We start from the raw sequence: 15,216 nt of genomic DNA on the forward strand, positions 1-15,216 counted from the left end.
GGCAGCGGCCTACAACTGCGCAATGGTGGCGCGCACCTCGTCCACGCTGAGTACTTCGGTCAGCACCACCGGCGGCTTGCCGGGGCGGTAGAACACGTAGACGGGCACACCACTGCGGCCCAGCGACGCCAGGGCGGCGGTGATGGCGGGGTCGCGCCGCGTCCAGTCGGCGCGCAGCAGGGCTACGTTCTTGATTTGCAGGTCGGCGATCACGTCGGAATTGGCCAGCGTGGTCTTCTTGTTGTACTGGCAGGTCACGCACCAGGCGGCGGTGAAGTCCACAAACACAGGGCGGCCACCGGCCACGATCTGCTCTGCGGCGCCAGGTGCCCAGGGTTGCCAGTCGGTGGCGGATGCTTGCGTGGCGCTTTGCGTAGTAGGCACGTTGGTGATGTGGGGCACAAAGGCCCAACCCAGCAGCGCCATCGTCGCCAGCGATACGGTGGCCATCCACATCCGCGCGCGCCCGGCCAGCGACAGCGCCCACACCACCAGCGACAGCCCCACCAGCAGGATCAGCAGCGCACCCGCGCCGTCGATGCCGCTTTGCTGGCCCAGCACCCACACCAGCCAGACCACGGTGGCGAACATGGGAAAGGCCATGAGCTTGCGGAAGGTGTCCATCCACGCTCCGGGGCGGGGCAATGCACGGGCGACGGCGGGGATGAAACTTGCGGCCAGGAACGGCAGCGCCAGGCCCAGGCCCAGCGCCGCAAATACCGCCAATGCCTGCGGCGCGGGCAGCGTGGCCGTGAGGCCCAGCGATGCGCCCATGAACGGTGCGGTGCAGGGCGATGCCACGGCCACAGCCAGCACGCCGGTCAGAAAACTGTCGGCCACCGGGTGCCGTGCCTGCAGGCTGGCCACCGACGAAGGCAGGAAATGCCCGAACTCGAACACACCCGCCAGGTTCAGCGCGATCAGCGTGAACAGCGCCGCCAGGCCAGCCACCACGGCGGGCGACTGCAGCTGAAAGCCCCAGCCTACCGCCTCGCCCGCCGCGCGCAGACCCAGCATGAGTGCGCCGAGCAGCATGAACGACAGCACCACGCCGACGGTGTAGGCCATGCCACTGAGTCGGTGCGCGCGGCGGTCTTGTGCATGCTGGGTGAACCCCACCACCTTGATCGCCAGCACCGGGAACACGCAGGGCATGAGGTTGAGGATGAGGCCGCCGAGCAAGGCGCCCAGCAGCGCGGCGGTGAGGGTGAGGGACGAGGCGCCGGAGCCCGCAGCCGATGTAGCCGCTCCGCCCGTCTGCGCCGCATTGGCTGCATTCGCCTTGAGCGCAGCCTCCAGCGCGGGCGACACGTTGGCCATCGATGCCGCTTGCGGCCAGGTGCCCAGCACCTTCAACTCGGCGCGGTAGCCGGTGCGCGTATCGGGCCCGGTGCCGTGGCCCGCTGCAGTCTGCTCGGCCAGCACCACGGGCATCAGGCTGGGGCTGGCGCTGCGCTGGTCGGCCAGGGGAATCTGCGCGGTCCACACGCTGCCGTTCCAGGCCTGCTTCCAGCTGGCGGCGTTGTTGATGACCTCGGCGGTTTCGGGGAACAGGTCCAGCGTCTTGCCGCGCAGTGCCACGGGCAGGCCCTGCACGCTGACGTTCAACAGGTTGCCATCAGCAATCTGCGCCTGGCTGTCCGGCACGATGCCGCTGGTGCCTGCCAGTACGGGTTGGGGTTGTGCCTTGGCGGCAGCCTCGAACGCAGCACCACTCAGCGCCGTCGTGCTCTGGATGGGCAGCTGCAGCGTGAATTCGCCCTCTTCGGGGATGCACTCCTTGCGGCACACCAGCCACGATGCGCGCAGTTTGATGGTGGCGTCCTTGGCCAGCGGACCGGGGGCATAGGTGCTGGCCACGGTGACGGGCACGGGCAGCAGCACCGTGCCTTCATAGCCATAGTTGGCCAGCGTGCCGATGGGGATCTTCTTGGGCAGGGGCCAGGCAATCTCGCCCGCATCCAGGCCGGCGGGCAGCGTCCAGGCCAGGTCGGTGGGCAGGCCGGAGTCGCCAGGGTTCTTCCAGTAGGTGTGCCACTCGGGCTGGTGGGTGATCGAGAGGCCCAGCCACAGCGGCTGGCCGGGCGCCACGCCCTGGGGTGCATGGGCCAGCAGCTCGGCACGCACATAGGGCGTGGTGACCACGCTGGTGCCCTGTCCGCTGGTTTTGGTGCCCAATTGGGCGCTAGCGCTAGTCCATAAAGCGCTGGCAGCTATAAAAAAGAGAGTGGCTGCAAGGCGGTGGAACAGGCGTGAAGGCATGGTGCAGTGTGGGAGCGGGCGGGGCGGGATTGGTTCCGGCGCTGCCGCCGTTTCGATTCTCGATCCACCATTGTGCTTGGAGCCGTCCATGTCCGTGGAAACGGGCGCGGCCAGTACCAGGGCCCCCGCGCAAGGGCCGCCCCGCCGCGAAAGCGGCGTATCCAGCCTTTTGCGCTGGGGGCGTCCCCCTCCCGCGTAGCGAGAGAGGGGGAAGGCGCCGTAGGCGACTCAGGGGGTGTTGCTCACTGTGTCGCCAGGCTCAATTCCGCACGCGGTGTCCACTTTTCTGCTTGTTTGCCCGCTTTGGGTGCCGCGACAAACAGCCGCTCCACCGGCAGCTTTTGCGACACCAGGTACGCGCGGATCGCCTGGCCACGCTGCGTGGCCAGGTCGGCGGCCATGGCCTCGGTGGCGGGCTGGTTGGCCAGCAGCAGGGCTTCCATCTCGGGCACGGTGAGGTCCTTGGCCAGGCCGACCAGGTTGCGCGGCTTGGGCATGTCGGCGCGGCGGTACACCTCCTTGAGCAGGGCGGGGTATTCGGTGGCCGATACGGGGGCGGTATCGCCGGGGCTGGCGCGGCGCTTTTCGGCCAGCACCAGTTGTCGCAGGTGCTCGCGCTGCAGGCCTTCGCGCTCGTCCTGCAGGCTGGCCATGCCGGTCACGGTGATCTTGAGCGCGGGGCGGTCGGTCAGGGCCTTGACCACCTTGCCCAGGTTTTGCTCGGCCTCGGGCGTGAGCGTGGCGCTGCCGGGGGCAAAGGGCACGTTGCTCATCTCGTCGCCACCGCCAAACGCGCTGGCCAGCAGGCTGAAGGGCGAGGTCAGCGCCTTGCCGATGAGGTTGACGATGATCTTGAAGATCACTGGGCCGATGCGGAACTGCGGGTCGTTGAGCGAGCCGCTGATGGGCAGGTCCAGGTCGATCACGCCCTGGCGGTCGGCCAGCAAGGCCACGGCCAGCTTCACGGGCAGGCTGTTGGGGGCGCCCTCCACGGGCTCGCCAAAGGTCAGCTGGTTGAGCACCAGCCGGTTGCTGGCGGTGAGCTGGCCGTTGGGCAGCACCTTGTAGTTCACGTCCACGCTGAGCTTGCCGCGCTCGATGCCGTGGCCCGCGTATTTGACGGAATAGGGCGTGAGCGGGGGGAGCTCCAGGTCGCGCACCTTGCCCACGATGTCGAGGGCCAGTGGTTTGGCCAGCGGGTTGAGCTTGCCGGTGACTTCGAGCGATGCCGAGCCCTCGGCGCGGCCGCGCAGCTCGAGGTCGGCCAGCACGGGCTCGCCGCCCGAGGCTTCGGACGAGAACGCGCTGAGCTTGCCAGTAAGCTCCGACAGGTCGGCCGAGTAGTTGGGCTTGATGAAAAAGTCCGAAAACAGCACCTTGCCGTTGACCAGGCTCACGGGGCCAAAGACCACCACTGGGGCCAGCGGGTCGGCCTGGGCCACCGCCGCAGGGGCAGGGGCGGTGGGCGTTGCCGATGCGGTTGAGGCGGGGGCTGATGCCGTGGGGGCGGCCGTGCTGGCTGCGGCGCTGGCCGCATTGGCCGCCCGTGCCTCGGCCGGGGTCTTGGCAATGTCGCTCAGGTTGATGCGGCCGGCCTCGTTGATGGTGACCCGGGCAAAAAAGTCCACCAGGCTGGTCTCCTTGACCTCCACGCGCGGCGCGGTGCCGGGGGCGGTGGCCACGGCCAGGCCGCGCAGGTTCAGGCTCTTCCAGGCCAGCAGTTCCTCACCCACCTGTGCTTCGGTCTTGGGGGTGAAAGCGGCGGTGCTGTTGGCCTGCAGGTCTTCCACCACGGCATCACCGCTCAGACGCAGGCTGACTCCTTTGTCGGTCTGCGCCAGGGCCACCTGGCCCCGGTAGCCCACATCGGCGCGCAGCAGTTCTACCGACAGCTGGCTGGCCAGGTAGCCGTCCAGTGCGTGCAGCGGCAGGCGGGTGGCGTCGAGCTTGCCCTGGGTGGTCAGCGGCTGCAGGGCCAGCGTGCCCTGGTAGTCGAGCTTGCCCGGCGCGGCCTTGCTGCCCTTGCCCGGTGCGGCGGCGCGGGCGGTGAGCGTGAAGGCTTCGGGCTTGCTGCCGTCGCTGGCCAGGTTGCGGGCGGTGATGCCCAGGGCCGTCACGTCCAGCGCCACGGGGCGCGGCTGGGCGTTGTCGGCCAGCGAGACGGTGCCGCCTTGCACCGAGAAATCGGCCACGCGCAGTTTCCACGGTGGGGTGTTGTTGGCGGGGGCGGTATCTGTCGTCGCTGTGGTGCTGCCTTGCGCAACGGGGGCCGCTTTCAGCCAGCGCTCGAACATCCAGCGCCCGTCCGCGCCCCGTTCCACCGCCAGTTGCGGCTGGCTGATGGCCAGGCGCTCCAGCGTGGCAGTGCGCGCATCCAGGGGCACCTCGGCGCCCGCAATGTCGAGCTTACCCAGGCTGGCCAAGGTGGTCTTGCCTTGCTTGACGGCCAGTTGCTCCAGCGCCAAGGGGCCTGCCTTGAGGGTGACGCCGGTGGCGCCTGCCTGCGCGGCCTGTGGCGTGGGCGCTTGCCACAGCACACCCACATCGCCGCTGAGCTGGCCGGACACCGTGGGCTCCAGCGTCTGGGCCAGGTAGGGCGCGGCCAGCTGCAGCGCCAGCGCGTTCACGGTGGCGTTGACCTGGGCCTTCTGGTCCGTGGCTTCGCCGGTGAAGCTGAGTGTGCTGCCCTGCAGGTTGAGCCCGCCTTTGAAGGTAAAGGGTTTGGCGAAGGGGACGGCGACGTCGGCCGCATCCAGCGTGACCTCGGTGGCCTGCAGGGCCGCTGCGGGGCGCGTGGTCTGGTCGGCCCAGCGCAGGGTGCCGCCGCGCACTGCGGCGGTGGCGACTTCCACGACCCAGGCGGGTGCGGCCTTGGCCTTGGCTTTGCTGGAGGAAGCGGGCGAGGCAGAGGCCGATGCTGCGCTGGCGCTGGCCAGTGGCGAAGACGCCGGTTCAGCAGATGCAGGTGCCGTAGGTGCGGGGGGCTTGCCCTTGACCGCCGATGGCGGCGGTGCAGGCGGTGCCAGTTGCGCCAGGTTGATCTGGCCTGCTGCATCGCGCGTGGCGGTGACCACGGGCGCCGTCAGCTCCACATGCTGCAGGCGCACCACCTGGTCCAGCGGGCGCACATCGGCCATGTCGATCTTCAGGCGCTCGTAGCTCAGCAGGTCGGCGCCCTGGCGGTCGGCTATGCGCACACCGCTGGCCTGTACGGTGCCGGTCAGCTTCACGGCCATGCGCGGGTGCTGTTCAAAGGCCACCTTCACATCCGCGTCCAGCGTGGCGCCCAACACCTTGACGGGGAGATTGGCCGGCAGGTAGCCCAGGTAGGGTGCGAGGTTCAGCCCATCCAGCCGGATCTGCGCGTCGGCTTTGCCGGTCTGTGCAAACGGCGTGCCCTGGGCGGACGAGTCAAACCGGCTGCCATCGAGCGTGAACGCCAGGTGGGGCTCCACCTTCACCTCGCGCTGCGAGGGCAGGGTGCTGATGAAAGGCACTTTCAGCGCCAGCGCACGCACCTCATGGGTTGCACTGACGGTGTTGTCGATGAAGTCGATGCTGCCGCCCGTGAGCGCCAGGTTGTACAGCGCCAGCCGTGCGGGGCCGGTGTCGGGCTCGGGTTCGCTCTTGGGCGCGGTGACCTTGGCAATGATGTCGTCCACGTCATAGCGGCCGTCGCCCAGGTGGGTGATGCGCACGACCGGGTTTTCGATGGTGAAGGCGTCCACCACGGGCGCCATGCGCAGCAGCGACTGCAGTTCGCCGTCGGCATAGACGCGGCCAATGGTCAACTGTGGTGGAGCTCCATTGGCGCCCGCCACGGTCACGTCACGCAGCGCGAATTCCAGGCTCCAGGGCTCAAAGTCGATGCCCCCCACCGTCACGGTGCGACCCAGTTGCTCAGAGGCAATGCGCTCCAGCGGGCCCTTGACCAGCGGCGGAATGGCGAGCCAGGTGACAAGCCACAGGGCGATCAAACCCGCCAGCGCGCGGACGGCGGGGCGGAACCAGCGGTGCTGGCGCAAAGAGGCAAACGAGACGGAGCGCAGGGAGATCGGCATGGCGGCAGGCAAGGGTAGGCGCCGCAGCCCGGGATGTAGAACCGGTCATCGCCGCCCGAGGGCCGGGCGGGTGCTGCGCGCGGGCGCTATTGTCCCCGTTGTCAGCCTGCCTGCGTAAGCCAATGCAACGGGCGGCTGCGGTGGCTCAAGATTGTTGACAGTGAGTGCGGTCGTCCGTCGCTGCGCTCACTGGGCAAAGCCCAGCACCACCCTGCGGGTGGTGGCTCAGGACCGTGTCTTTTGGTGCGCGCTCACTTGCGCTGCGCACAAGTGAGTGCACCCCAAAGAAAAGCGCTCCTCGCCGCGCTCACTGGGCAAAGCCCAGCACCACCCTGCGGGTGGTGGCGCTTTTCTTTTCAATCTTGGTCACAACGATGGCGCCGATCTCCGACGTGTTGGCCACATGCGTGCCGCCGCAGGGCTGCAGGTCGATCAGTGGCGCGTCGGCTTCGCCGCCGATGCGGATGGTGCGGATGCGCCCGGTGCCGCGTGGCGGCTGCACGCTCATGCTCTTGACCAGGGCGGGGTTGGCATCCAGTTCTTCGTCGCTGATCGAGGCCACGGTGAGCGGGTGCGCGGCGGCCACCAGGGTGGCGATGGCGGCGGTCAGCTGCTCCTTGTCCAGCGGGTCGGTCATCGCAAAGTCCAGCCGGGCGTAGTCGGGCGTGATGGAGCAGCCGTTGACCAGTTGCGGCACCACATGGCACAGCAGGTGGCTGGTGGTGTGCAGGCGCATCATGCGATGGCGGCGCTCCCAGTCGATACGGGCCGTGACGGCGGTACCTGCCGCGAGCTGCGCCACTCGGTCTTCCTGCCCGGGGGTTGGGATGTGCACGATGTCGCTGGTGGGGTGGCCCTCGGCGTCCTTGCCCTTGCGGGTGTCGGCGATCGCGATTTCGGAGCCGTCCACCAGCACCAGCACGCCGCTGTCGCCCGCCTGGCCGCCGCCCAGGGGGTAGAACACGGTCTGGTCCAGCACGATGCCGACATCGGTGACGGCGGTGATGTGGGCGCTGCATTCGCGCAGGTAGGCGTCTTGGCGGAAGAGGTCTTGGGTCATGCGGTGATGGTAGCGGGATGGGCGGCGGTGCGCGGCGGTGGGGCGGGCGCTATGCTGGGCTGCAGGGGTTTCTGCCACCCCATCCCACACCACTCCACCCTCGGCTTTTCATGAACATGCCTTTGCCTTCACCTCCGCAGTCGTCCTCTCCGCCCCCCATCTCGCGCATGGCGGTCTGGGTCTCGCGCACCCTGGACGTGCTGCTGCTGGGCCTGTGCGGGCTGCTGGTGGCGCTGTCCTACTACACCTTCACGCTGTACTGCGAGAGCTTTGGCTGCCTGGGCGTGGGGCTGTTGTGGATGCTGTGGGCCGTGCTGGCCGCCGTAGGCTGGGCGGCGGCGCTGGTGGTGCGCGCCTGGCAGCGCCGTCGTGGCCTGGGCAGCAGGGTCAGTGGGCTCGCGTCCACCGCGCTGCTGGTGATGGGCGTGGGGCACCTGCTGGTCTGGCTGGGCAAGATGGTGCTGAAGTGACGCACCCCTGAACAGGCCCTAACATCGCGGCATGACCGCTGCCGCCGCGCCCCCATCTGCCCCACTCTCCTTGCCCTCGCGCTTCTGGGCCGACCTGTCCACCCGCGACTTTGCCGCGCTGCAGCAAAGCGGTCAGGCTGAACAGGTGGTGGCTGTGCTGCCCGTGGCCGCCGTCGAGCAGCATGGCCCGCACTTGCCGTTGTCGGTGGATGCCACGCTGCTGCAGGGTGTGGTCGATGCCGCGCTGCCGCAGCTGCCTGTCGATCTGCCCGTGCTGTTCTTGCCCCCGCAGAACGTGGGATTGAGCCCGGAGCACATCCGCTTTCCCGGCACGCTCACGCTGTCTCCCGCCACGGTGATTGCGCTGTGGACCGAGATCGGTGAATGTGTGGCCCGCGCGGGCATCAAGAAGCTGCTGCTGTTCAATGGCCACGGCGGTCAGGTGAGTGTGATGGACATCGTGGCACGCGAGCTGCGCACGCGCTGCGATCTCATCGTCTATAGCGCCAGCTGGTTCAGTCTGCCGCTGCCCGACGCGGTGGCGGGCCAGTTCAGTGCTCAGGAGCACCGCTTTGGCATCCACGCGGGCGAGATCGAGACGTCGATGATGCTGCACCTGTCGCCCGCCACGGTGCACATGGAGCATGCGCAGGACTTTCGCTCCACGTCGCAAGACCGTTCGGAGCGCTACGCCATCCTGGGCAACGGCAAAAGCGCCAAGCTGGGCTGGCAGATGCAGGATTACCACCCGGCTGGGGCCGTGGGCAATGCGGCCGGGGCGACCGCAGACAAGGGGCGGACGGTGGTAGATGCCGCAGCGCAGCAACTGGTGGCCCTGCTGCAGGAGCTGCAGGCGCTGCCGCTGTCCACCCTGGCGGATGGGCCCAAGCTGCGTTGAACTGTGTGCTATATTTTTAATAGCTTTCAGCGCATGATCGACTAGCGCAAGCGGCCTCAAAGACCCAAATGTCGGCGCTCAGGCGTGCGTCACCCACTGCGCATGCTCCAGCTCGTTCAGGTGCGGCAGCGTGTTGAACGTCTGCAGCATCAACCGCTTGGGCGAGATCGAGAACTCCGTCACTGCGCTGTTGCGAATGCGCATGTTCAGCGCAATCGTCACCTCGGGCGCTGTGCCCAGCACTTCGCCCACGGCGGTGGAGATGGGGCCGCCGCTGCTCACCAGCAGCACGTTCTGGCCCGCGTGGTGGTGGCGCACATGGTCCAGCGCGCTGCGTACACCGGCTGAAAACTCGTTCCAGCTGGGCATGCCCTGGGGGCTGATGACGCCCGCCATCCACTGTGCCAGCGCGTCGCACAGAACACGAAAGTGGGCGCGGTAGCGCTCGGGCGTGTCGGCCGGGCCCAGGGGCTGGGGGTGGATGGCGCTGATGAGTGCGTGGCTGTCGTATTCGTTCAGGCTGGGCAACTGCAACACCTCGGGTGTGGTCTGCAAGCCTTCGGCAATGCCTTCCAGCGTTTGCGTGTGGCGGCGCAGGGTGCCGGTGATGACTGCATCAAACCCCAACCCGCGCGCGCGCCAGTGTTCGCCCAGGCGCACCGCCTGCTGGCGGCCCAGGGGGCTGAGCTGGTCGTAGTCTTCAGCGCCAAACGAGGCCTGGCCGTGGCGCACGAGGTAGAGGGTTCCCATGCAGAGGATTGTGAGCAGAATCCTTCGCAGGCGCTTGTCGCAAAAGCGACCGATGCTATCAAAGGTGTAGCTTTTTCGGCCGAAGCTGCAAGGGCTTCAGCCCGCCAGAACCGCACTGAACATGGGCGCGTCCACGTTGCCGCCTGTCAACGCCAGGCCCACATGCAAGCCCTGGAGCTGGTCACGCTCCTGCAGCGCCGCCGCCAGCGCCGCAGCCCCTGCGCCTTCGGCCACGTTGTGGGTGTCTGTGAACAGGGCGCGCATGGCGGCGGCCACTTCGGCGTCGCTCACCTGCACGATGTGGTCGATGTGCGGTGCCATCACGGCCAGCGCCTCGGGGTCGGCCACACGGCAGGCCATGCCGTCGGCAAGATGGGTGGTGACGGGCGCCTCGACCACGTGGCCGGCGGCCAGCGAATCGGCATAGGTGGTGGCGTGGCTGCTGACCACACCGACCACGCGCACAGGGTGCTGCAGCGCCAGCTTGGCGGCGATGGCCGAGCACGCGCCGGAGCCCTGGCCGATGGGCACGTACACCACGTCGAGCTGCGGTACGGCGCGCAAGAACTCCCACCAATAGGTGCTCACGCCGCGCAGCAGATCGGGGTGGAAGCTGGGCACCATGTGCGCGCCGCGTTCGGTGGCGAGGTTTTTGGCGTGTTCGCGGGCTTCTTGAAAGTCTTCGCCGTGTTCGATGAGCGTGACTCCCAGCGCGCGCATGGCGGCGTTCTTCTCGACCGAATTGCCGCGTGGCACGACGATGGTGCAGGCTACGCCGTGGCGGCGCGCTGCCCAGCCCATGCTCTGGCCGTGGTTGCCGCGCGTGGCGCTGATGACCTCGGTGGGCAGAGCACTGCGCTGCGCGAGCTGGTCAAAGTAGGTCAGTCCACCCCGGATCTTGAAGGCGCCGACGGGCGTGTGGTTCTCGTGCTTGAGCCAGCAGTCGGTGCCCAGGCGCTGGCTGAGCAGCCCCCAGCGGTATTGGGGCGTGGCGGCGAAGTCGCGGTACACCACCTGGGCAGCGGCTTCGATGTCGGCCAGGGTGGGCAGCAGCGCGGTGGGGTCGAGGCGGGCGTTCATGCGGCAGCTTTCTTTTCGGTGAAGGACGACAGGGTGACGGGGCCCAGCGGCGTGGTGAGTTGTGCCGTGAGCCCGGGTGCGTTGCCTGCAGCGACGGCGACCTGGGGGCCGACACCGATGGCGTCACATGCCGTCTGCAACGTGGCGGCCTGCGGATGCTGCAACGTGAGCTGCTGCAGTTGCACGCCGCTGACGGGCAGGCTGTCGCAAGGGTGCACAGCGCCCCACTGGATCAGCGTGGGCAGGCAGCCGTCCATGAGGCGCAGGCCGTCGTCGCGCACGGTGATCTGCCACTGCAGCAGGCCATGGGTAGTGGGGCGGCTGGCGGTGACGATGGCGCCGCGCTCTATGTCCAGCGCCGTCAGCGCGGCGCACCGTTCGGCCACGTCGGGCACGGAAGCCACCCAGTGGATGAGCTGGGGGCCGTGTTGCGCCACTTGGCCCTGCAAATTGGCGTCATCCATGTCAAACCAGCGCCTTGCGCTAGTGGATATTGCCTTGAATGCTCCTGGTTTAATAGCAATTATCTCCAGGTAAGCGCGCGGATGCGCCGGGCTGGAGACGTTGAAGATGCGGTTGTGCGTGCCCATCAGCGGGTGTTCGCCGCCCGCCGTGGGAGTGATGCCCAGCGTGCGCTCGCACCAGGCCACACCGCTGGCCAGGTCGGCCGCCAGCACGACAAGGTGGTCCACGCAGGCGGGTTGCTGGGTGAAGGTGGCGGTCACAGCAGCACCTCACCGGCCATGCAGGTGACCGAGCTGCCGCCGACCCAGATGGTGTCGCCGTCCTGTTGCACGTACACCCGCCCGGCGCGCCCCAGGCAGGTGCCTTGGGCGGCCACATATTTGGCGGGGGCCAGCCCGGCGCCGATGAGCCACTGCGCCAGCGCTGCGTTGAGGCTGCCGGTCACGGGGTCTTCGGCCAGTCCGTTGTTGCCGGGGAAGAAGGCGCGCACTTCAAAGGCGATGCCTTCGGCGTCGGTGCTGCCAATGACACCCACCTTGCCACGCGGGCCGACCACGCCAACGTCCAGCTGGCCAAGGATGCTGGCGTCAGGCTTCAGCGCCAGCACTTGCTCGCTGCTGCGCAGCATCACGCCCCGCCAGTTGGGGCCGTTGTCGCACCAGGCGTGGTGCAGGATGTCGCTGCGCGCCACGCCCAGGCCCCGGGCAATCAGCGCCACGTCGTCTTCGGCCAGCGGGCCGCTTTGGATGAGGGGCGGCGCGGCGAAGGCCAGGCGCTCGCCATCCTGGCGCAGCGTGACCAGGCCCACGCCACATTCCTGAACCACCTGGCCCGCGACCTGGGGCCGTCCGCCGGCTTGGAGCCAAGCGTGGCAGCTGCCCAGCGTGGGGTGGCCTGCAAAAGGCAGTTCGCGCCCGGGGCAGAAGATGCGCACGCGGTAGTCGGCACCGGCGGCGCGCCCTTCCGGGGTGGGGGGCAGCAGGAAGGTGGCTTCGGACAGGTTGGTCCAGTTGGTGAAGTCCTGCATGGCTTCGGTGCTGAGGCCGGAGCCGTCCAGCACCACGGCCAGGGGGTTGCCACGGTAGGGCGTGGCGGTGAATACATCGACTTGCTGGAACGGGCGTTGGTGCATGGTGGTCAGGTCCTTGGTCAATCAAACGGGCGGTGAAGCGGGGTGGGCCGGGCACGCCGGGGGCTCACCGGGGTGTGGCCCGGTGTGCAAGCAGGTGGTTGTGGCTCGGCGCTCTGGCGAGGCCGAGGGGGAAATCAGCCGCTGGGGCGTGGGGCAGGGCGGCGCGGGTTCATAGCAGCACCGTGCCTTCGATGCAGGTGACGGCTCGGCCGCCCACCCACAGCTGGTGGTCATCGTCCTGGCGGATGTGCACACGGCCCGCGCGGCCCAGGCATTCGCCCTGGGCCACCAGGTAGCTGCGGGGGGCCAGGCCATCGGCAATCAGCCATTCGGCCAGGCTCGCGTTGAGGGTGCCCGTCACCGGGTCTTCGGGGTTGCCCATGGGGGCGGCAAAGGCGCGCACCACCACGCCGGGCTGGGCGGTGTTGCTGGCGGCAGGGCCCACATGGATCACGCCCACGTCCTGGCCCAGGTCTTTCAGGCGGGCGTGGTCGGGGTGCAGGCCCAGCACCGTGTCGGCGCTGTCGAGCAGCAGGCCCAGCCACACGGGGCCGTTGTCCAGCATCTGCGCGCCCAGAATCTGCTGCGGGCGCAGGCCCAGGGCGCTCGCAATCAGCGGCACCAGCGCGGGACTGGGGGCGCTGCGCTTGAGCGGGGGGGCTGCAAACGCCAGGGTGTCGCCGCTCAGTGCAATGCGCACCAGGCCCAGCGCGCATTCCTGGATCACCATGCCGGCTTGCTGCGGGCTGTGGCCCGCCTGCAGCCATGCGTGGCAGGTGCCCAGCGTGGGGTGGCCCGCAAAAGGCAATTCGCCACTGGGGCTGAAGATGCGCAGGCGGTAGTCGGCCCCGGCCGCGCGTCCAGCCTCGGTGGGAGGCAGCAGAAAGGTGGTCTCCGACAGGTTGGTCCAGGCCGCAAAGCGGCGCATGTCGCTGTCGCTCAGTCCGTCGGCATCCAGCACCACGGCCACAGGGTTGCCGTAGCCGGGGCGGTCGCTGAAGACATCGATCTGCTTGAAGGGACGCTGGTGCATGGTGAGGCTCAGGACAGGTGCTGATCCAACACGCCCCGGGCGCCGGGGCGGGTGCTGACCGTGTTGTACCACCGCTCCAGGTGGGGACGTGCGGCGCGTTCTTGCGGCAAGCCCCACCAGCGGTGGATTTCGCAGCCCACCGGGATATCGGCCATGGTGAAGCGCTCACCCGCCATGAAGGGCTGGCGCGCCAGGTGGGCGTCCAGCATGGCCAGCAAGGGCTCCGTGGCCGCCACCGATGCGGCAATCAGTGCACCGTTGCGCTGGGCCGCGGGCGTGCGTATCCACTGAATGAAGGCATCGCGCCCGGCGGGGTTCAGCGTGGTCTGCTGCCAATCCATCCACTGCTCGGCCTTGAAGCGCGTGGGCAGGTCTTCGGGATACAGGTTGCCCGGCGAATGCCGGGCGCACAGGTAGCGCACGATGGCGTTGGATTCCCACAGCGTCACGCCTGCCTCATCGTCCTCGATCAGCGGCACCAGGCCGTTGGGGTTGAGGCCCAGGTAGCGCGCCTCGCGCACGATGCCGTACTGGCCGCCCGCGTCGGTGCGCTGCACCGAGGGAAGGCCCAGCTCCTGCACGGCCCACACGACCTTGCGCACGTTGATGGACGACAGGCGACCCCAGAGCCTCAGCATGGTGACTCAGCCCTTGCTCTCGCGGATGGCTGCCGCCAGCGCCGCGATGCCGGTGGCGATCTGCTCGACGGTGGAGGTCACGAACGACAGCCGCAGGGTGCGGTGGTCGGCGTTGTCGGCATAGAAGGCCGCCCCGGGCACAAAGGCTACATTGCGCTCCACGGCCTTGGGCAGCAGCTCGATCGCGCTCATGCCCTCGGGCAGGCGCACCCACAGGAACATGCCACCGTCCGGGCGGTTCCACTGCACGCCCAGGCCCTGCATTTCCCTGTCGAGTGCGGTCAGCATGGCCTCGCACTGCTGCTTGTAGAGCGCGCGGATGGTGGGCACGTGGCGGTCCAGGAAGCCGTCCTTCATCACTTCGGACACCAGTCGCTGGTTGTAGCCGGGGGTGTGCAGGTCGGCCGCCTGCTTGGCCTGCAGCAGCTTGGGGTACACGGCCTTGGGCGCCACGATGTAGCCCAGGCGCAGGCCAGGGGCCAGCACCTTGGAGAATGAGCCCATGTAGATGCAGCCGTCGGGGTTGCGGGCCGTGAGCGGGGCGGGCGGTGGGGCATCGAACCACAGGTCGCCGTAGGGGTTGTCTTCCACCAGGGGCAGATTCAGCTCGGCGGCGGCGGCCACCAGCTCGGCGCGGCGCGCATCGCTCATGGTGCGGCCGGTGGGGTTCTGGAAGTTGGGCAGCACGTACAGGAAGCGCGCCTTGTTCGCGCCGGTGCCCACCTTGGCACGCAGGTCGTCGATCAGCACGCCCTGGTCGTCGCTGGCAACCGACACCACGTTGGGCTCCATGGGCGTGAAGGCCTGCAGCGCGCCCAGGTAGGTGGGCGTTTCCACCAGCACGCGGCTGTCGGTGTCGATGAGAATCTTGGCGATCAGGTCCAGCGCCTGCTGCGAGCCGGTGGTGATCAGGATCTGGTCGGCATCCACGTCCCAGGGCAAGAAGTCGGCAATCGCCTGGCGCAGCGGGGCATACCCTTCGCTGGCGGCGTACTGGAGCGCGGCAGGGCCATCGTTGGCCAGCACGGCGGCCGAGGCGGCAGCAAATGCGGAGACCGGGAAGGTCTTGGGCGAGGGCAGACCACCTGCCAGGCTGATGATTCCGGGCTTTTCGGTGACCTTGAGGATTTCGCGGATGACCGAGGGGTTCATGCGCTCGGCACGGCGTGCCAGGGTCCACGTGCTGGTGGTGGGAAGGTCGTTCAGTTTCACTCTCGTCTCCTGCGGGTGGCCGCCTGGGCCGCTACGGTTGCAAAGTCGTCGTCAAAAATGGGTGTGCAGCAGCCCTGGCGGGCACTGCGGCAGAAGGTGTGAATGAGTCCGGCGTGGCCGAGCGAGCCGCTAAAACGTGCCCGATCAAGGCGCAA

12 protein-coding genes are annotated in these 15,216 nt (G+C 68.5%); 2 read left to right on the top strand and 10 right to left on the bottom strand.

The annotated features are described in order from the left end of the window. Positions 1-9: 9 nt before the first annotated feature. The 3 genes from AC1Q64_RS17425 to AC1Q64_RS17435 all read right to left on the bottom strand — a co-directional run bounded on the left by AC1Q64_RS17425 (position 10) and on the right by AC1Q64_RS17435 (position 7,383). Positions 10-2,262: a protein-disulfide reductase DsbD family protein gene (locus tag AC1Q64_RS17425; RefSeq protein WP_492252194.1), complete on the bottom strand. Its 2,253-nt coding sequence runs from the start codon at positions 2,260-2,262 to the stop codon at positions 10-12. A 242-nt stretch (positions 2,263-2,504) separates the two neighbouring features. Then, the gene (locus tag AC1Q64_RS17430) at positions 2,505-6,323 is read right to left on the bottom strand and encodes a DUF748 domain-containing protein (RefSeq protein ID WP_492252195.1); all 3,819 of its coding nucleotides are present in this window, start codon (positions 6,321-6,323) and stop codon (positions 2,505-2,507) included. A gap of 307 nt (positions 6,324-6,630) precedes the next feature. Next, on the bottom strand, positions 6,631-7,383 hold the full coding sequence (locus AC1Q64_RS17435; RefSeq protein WP_492252196.1) for an alanyl-tRNA editing protein: 753 nt from the start codon (positions 7,381-7,383) through the stop codon (positions 6,631-6,633). A 110-nt stretch (positions 7,384-7,493) separates the two neighbouring features. On the opposite strand from AC1Q64_RS17435, the gene AC1Q64_RS17440 reads away from it, so the two are divergent. Both AC1Q64_RS17440 and AC1Q64_RS17445 read left to right on the top strand, forming a co-directional pair. Further along, entirely contained in the window at positions 7,494-7,853 is a 360-nt protein-coding gene (locus AC1Q64_RS17440) for a hypothetical protein (protein WP_492252197.1), read from the top strand. Between the two features lie 31 nt (positions 7,854-7,884). Beyond that, positions 7,885-8,751 carry a creatininase family protein gene (locus AC1Q64_RS17445; RefSeq protein ID WP_492252198.1) on the top strand — a complete coding sequence of 289 codons (867 nt, stop codon included), beginning with the start codon at positions 7,885-7,887 and terminating at the stop codon, positions 8,749-8,751. Between the two features lie 78 nt (positions 8,752-8,829). On the opposite strand, the gene AC1Q64_RS17450 is transcribed toward AC1Q64_RS17445, so the two are convergent. The 7 genes from AC1Q64_RS17450 to AC1Q64_RS17480 all read right to left on the bottom strand — a co-directional run bounded on the left by AC1Q64_RS17450 (position 8,830) and on the right by AC1Q64_RS17480 (position 15,061). Then, positions 8,830-9,501, bottom strand: a complete 672-nt coding sequence (locus AC1Q64_RS17450; RefSeq protein ID WP_492252199.1) for a histidine phosphatase family protein — start codon at positions 9,499-9,501, stop codon at positions 8,830-8,832. Between the two features lie 96 nt (positions 9,502-9,597). Then, complete coding sequence (locus AC1Q64_RS17455) at positions 9,598-10,581, bottom strand: threonine dehydratase (RefSeq protein ID WP_492252200.1); 984 nt, start codon at positions 10,579-10,581, stop codon at positions 9,598-9,600. After that, positions 10,578-11,306: a VOC family protein gene (locus AC1Q64_RS17460; protein WP_492252201.1), complete on the bottom strand. Its 729-nt coding sequence runs from the start codon at positions 11,304-11,306 to the stop codon at positions 10,578-10,580. Before AC1Q64_RS17460 ends, AC1Q64_RS17455 begins: the two co-directional genes overlap by 4 nt. Beyond that, on the bottom strand, positions 11,303-12,178 hold the full coding sequence (locus AC1Q64_RS17465; protein ID WP_492252202.1) for a PhzF family phenazine biosynthesis protein: 876 nt from the start codon (positions 12,176-12,178) through the stop codon (positions 11,303-11,305). The genes AC1Q64_RS17460 and AC1Q64_RS17465 overlap by 4 nt, the downstream gene beginning before the upstream one ends. Before the next feature lie 169 nt (positions 12,179-12,347). After that, entirely contained in the window at positions 12,348-13,211 is an 864-nt protein-coding gene (locus AC1Q64_RS17470) for a PhzF family phenazine biosynthesis protein (RefSeq protein WP_492252203.1), read from the bottom strand. Positions 13,212-13,219: 8 nt separating this feature from the next. After that, positions 13,220-13,849 (bottom strand): glutathione S-transferase, encoded by a 630-nt coding sequence (locus AC1Q64_RS17475; RefSeq protein ID WP_492252204.1) that lies wholly within the window; start codon positions 13,847-13,849, stop codon positions 13,220-13,222. Between the two features lie 6 nt (positions 13,850-13,855). Further along, positions 13,856-15,061: an aminotransferase-like domain-containing protein gene (locus AC1Q64_RS17480; RefSeq protein WP_492252205.1), complete on the bottom strand. Its 1,206-nt coding sequence runs from the start codon at positions 15,059-15,061 to the stop codon at positions 13,856-13,858. Positions 15,062-15,216: the final 155 nt, after the last annotated feature.

This window comes from Acidovorax sp. GW835-FHT14G06, assembly GCF_058793595.1.

Bases quoted from the DNA above. Each gene is read 5' to 3' on its own strand.
- AC1Q64_RS17445 (WP_492252198.1), top strand. From the start codon at position 7,885: ATGACCGCTGCCGCCGCGCCCCCATCTGCCCCACTCTCCTTGCCCTCG.
- AC1Q64_RS17435 (WP_492252196.1), bottom strand. From the start codon at position 7,383: ATGACCCAAGACCTCTTCCGCCAAGACGCCTACCTGCGCGAATGCAGC.
- AC1Q64_RS17465 (WP_492252202.1), bottom strand. From the start codon at position 12,178: ATGCACCAACGCCCGTTCCAGCAAGTCGATGTATTCACCGCCACGCCC.
- AC1Q64_RS17455 (WP_492252200.1), bottom strand. From the start codon at position 10,581: ATGAACGCCCGCCTCGACCCCACCGCGCTGCTGCCCACCCTGGCCGAC.
- AC1Q64_RS17470 (WP_492252203.1), bottom strand. From the start codon at position 13,211: ATGCACCAGCGTCCCTTCAAGCAGATCGATGTCTTCAGCGACCGCCCC.
- AC1Q64_RS17430 (WP_492252195.1), bottom strand. From the start codon at position 6,323: ATGCCGATCTCCCTGCGCTCCGTCTCGTTTGCCTCTTTGCGCCAGCAC.
- AC1Q64_RS17440 (WP_492252197.1), top strand. From the start codon at position 7,494: ATGAACATGCCTTTGCCTTCACCTCCGCAGTCGTCCTCTCCGCCCCCC.
- AC1Q64_RS17425 (WP_492252194.1), bottom strand. From the start codon at position 2,262: ATGCCTTCACGCCTGTTCCACCGCCTTGCAGCCACTCTCTTTTTTATA.
- AC1Q64_RS17475 (WP_492252204.1), bottom strand. From the start codon at position 13,849: ATGCTGAGGCTCTGGGGTCGCCTGTCGTCCATCAACGTGCGCAAGGTC.
- AC1Q64_RS17450 (WP_492252199.1), bottom strand. From the start codon at position 9,501: ATGGGAACCCTCTACCTCGTGCGCCACGGCCAGGCCTCGTTTGGCGCT.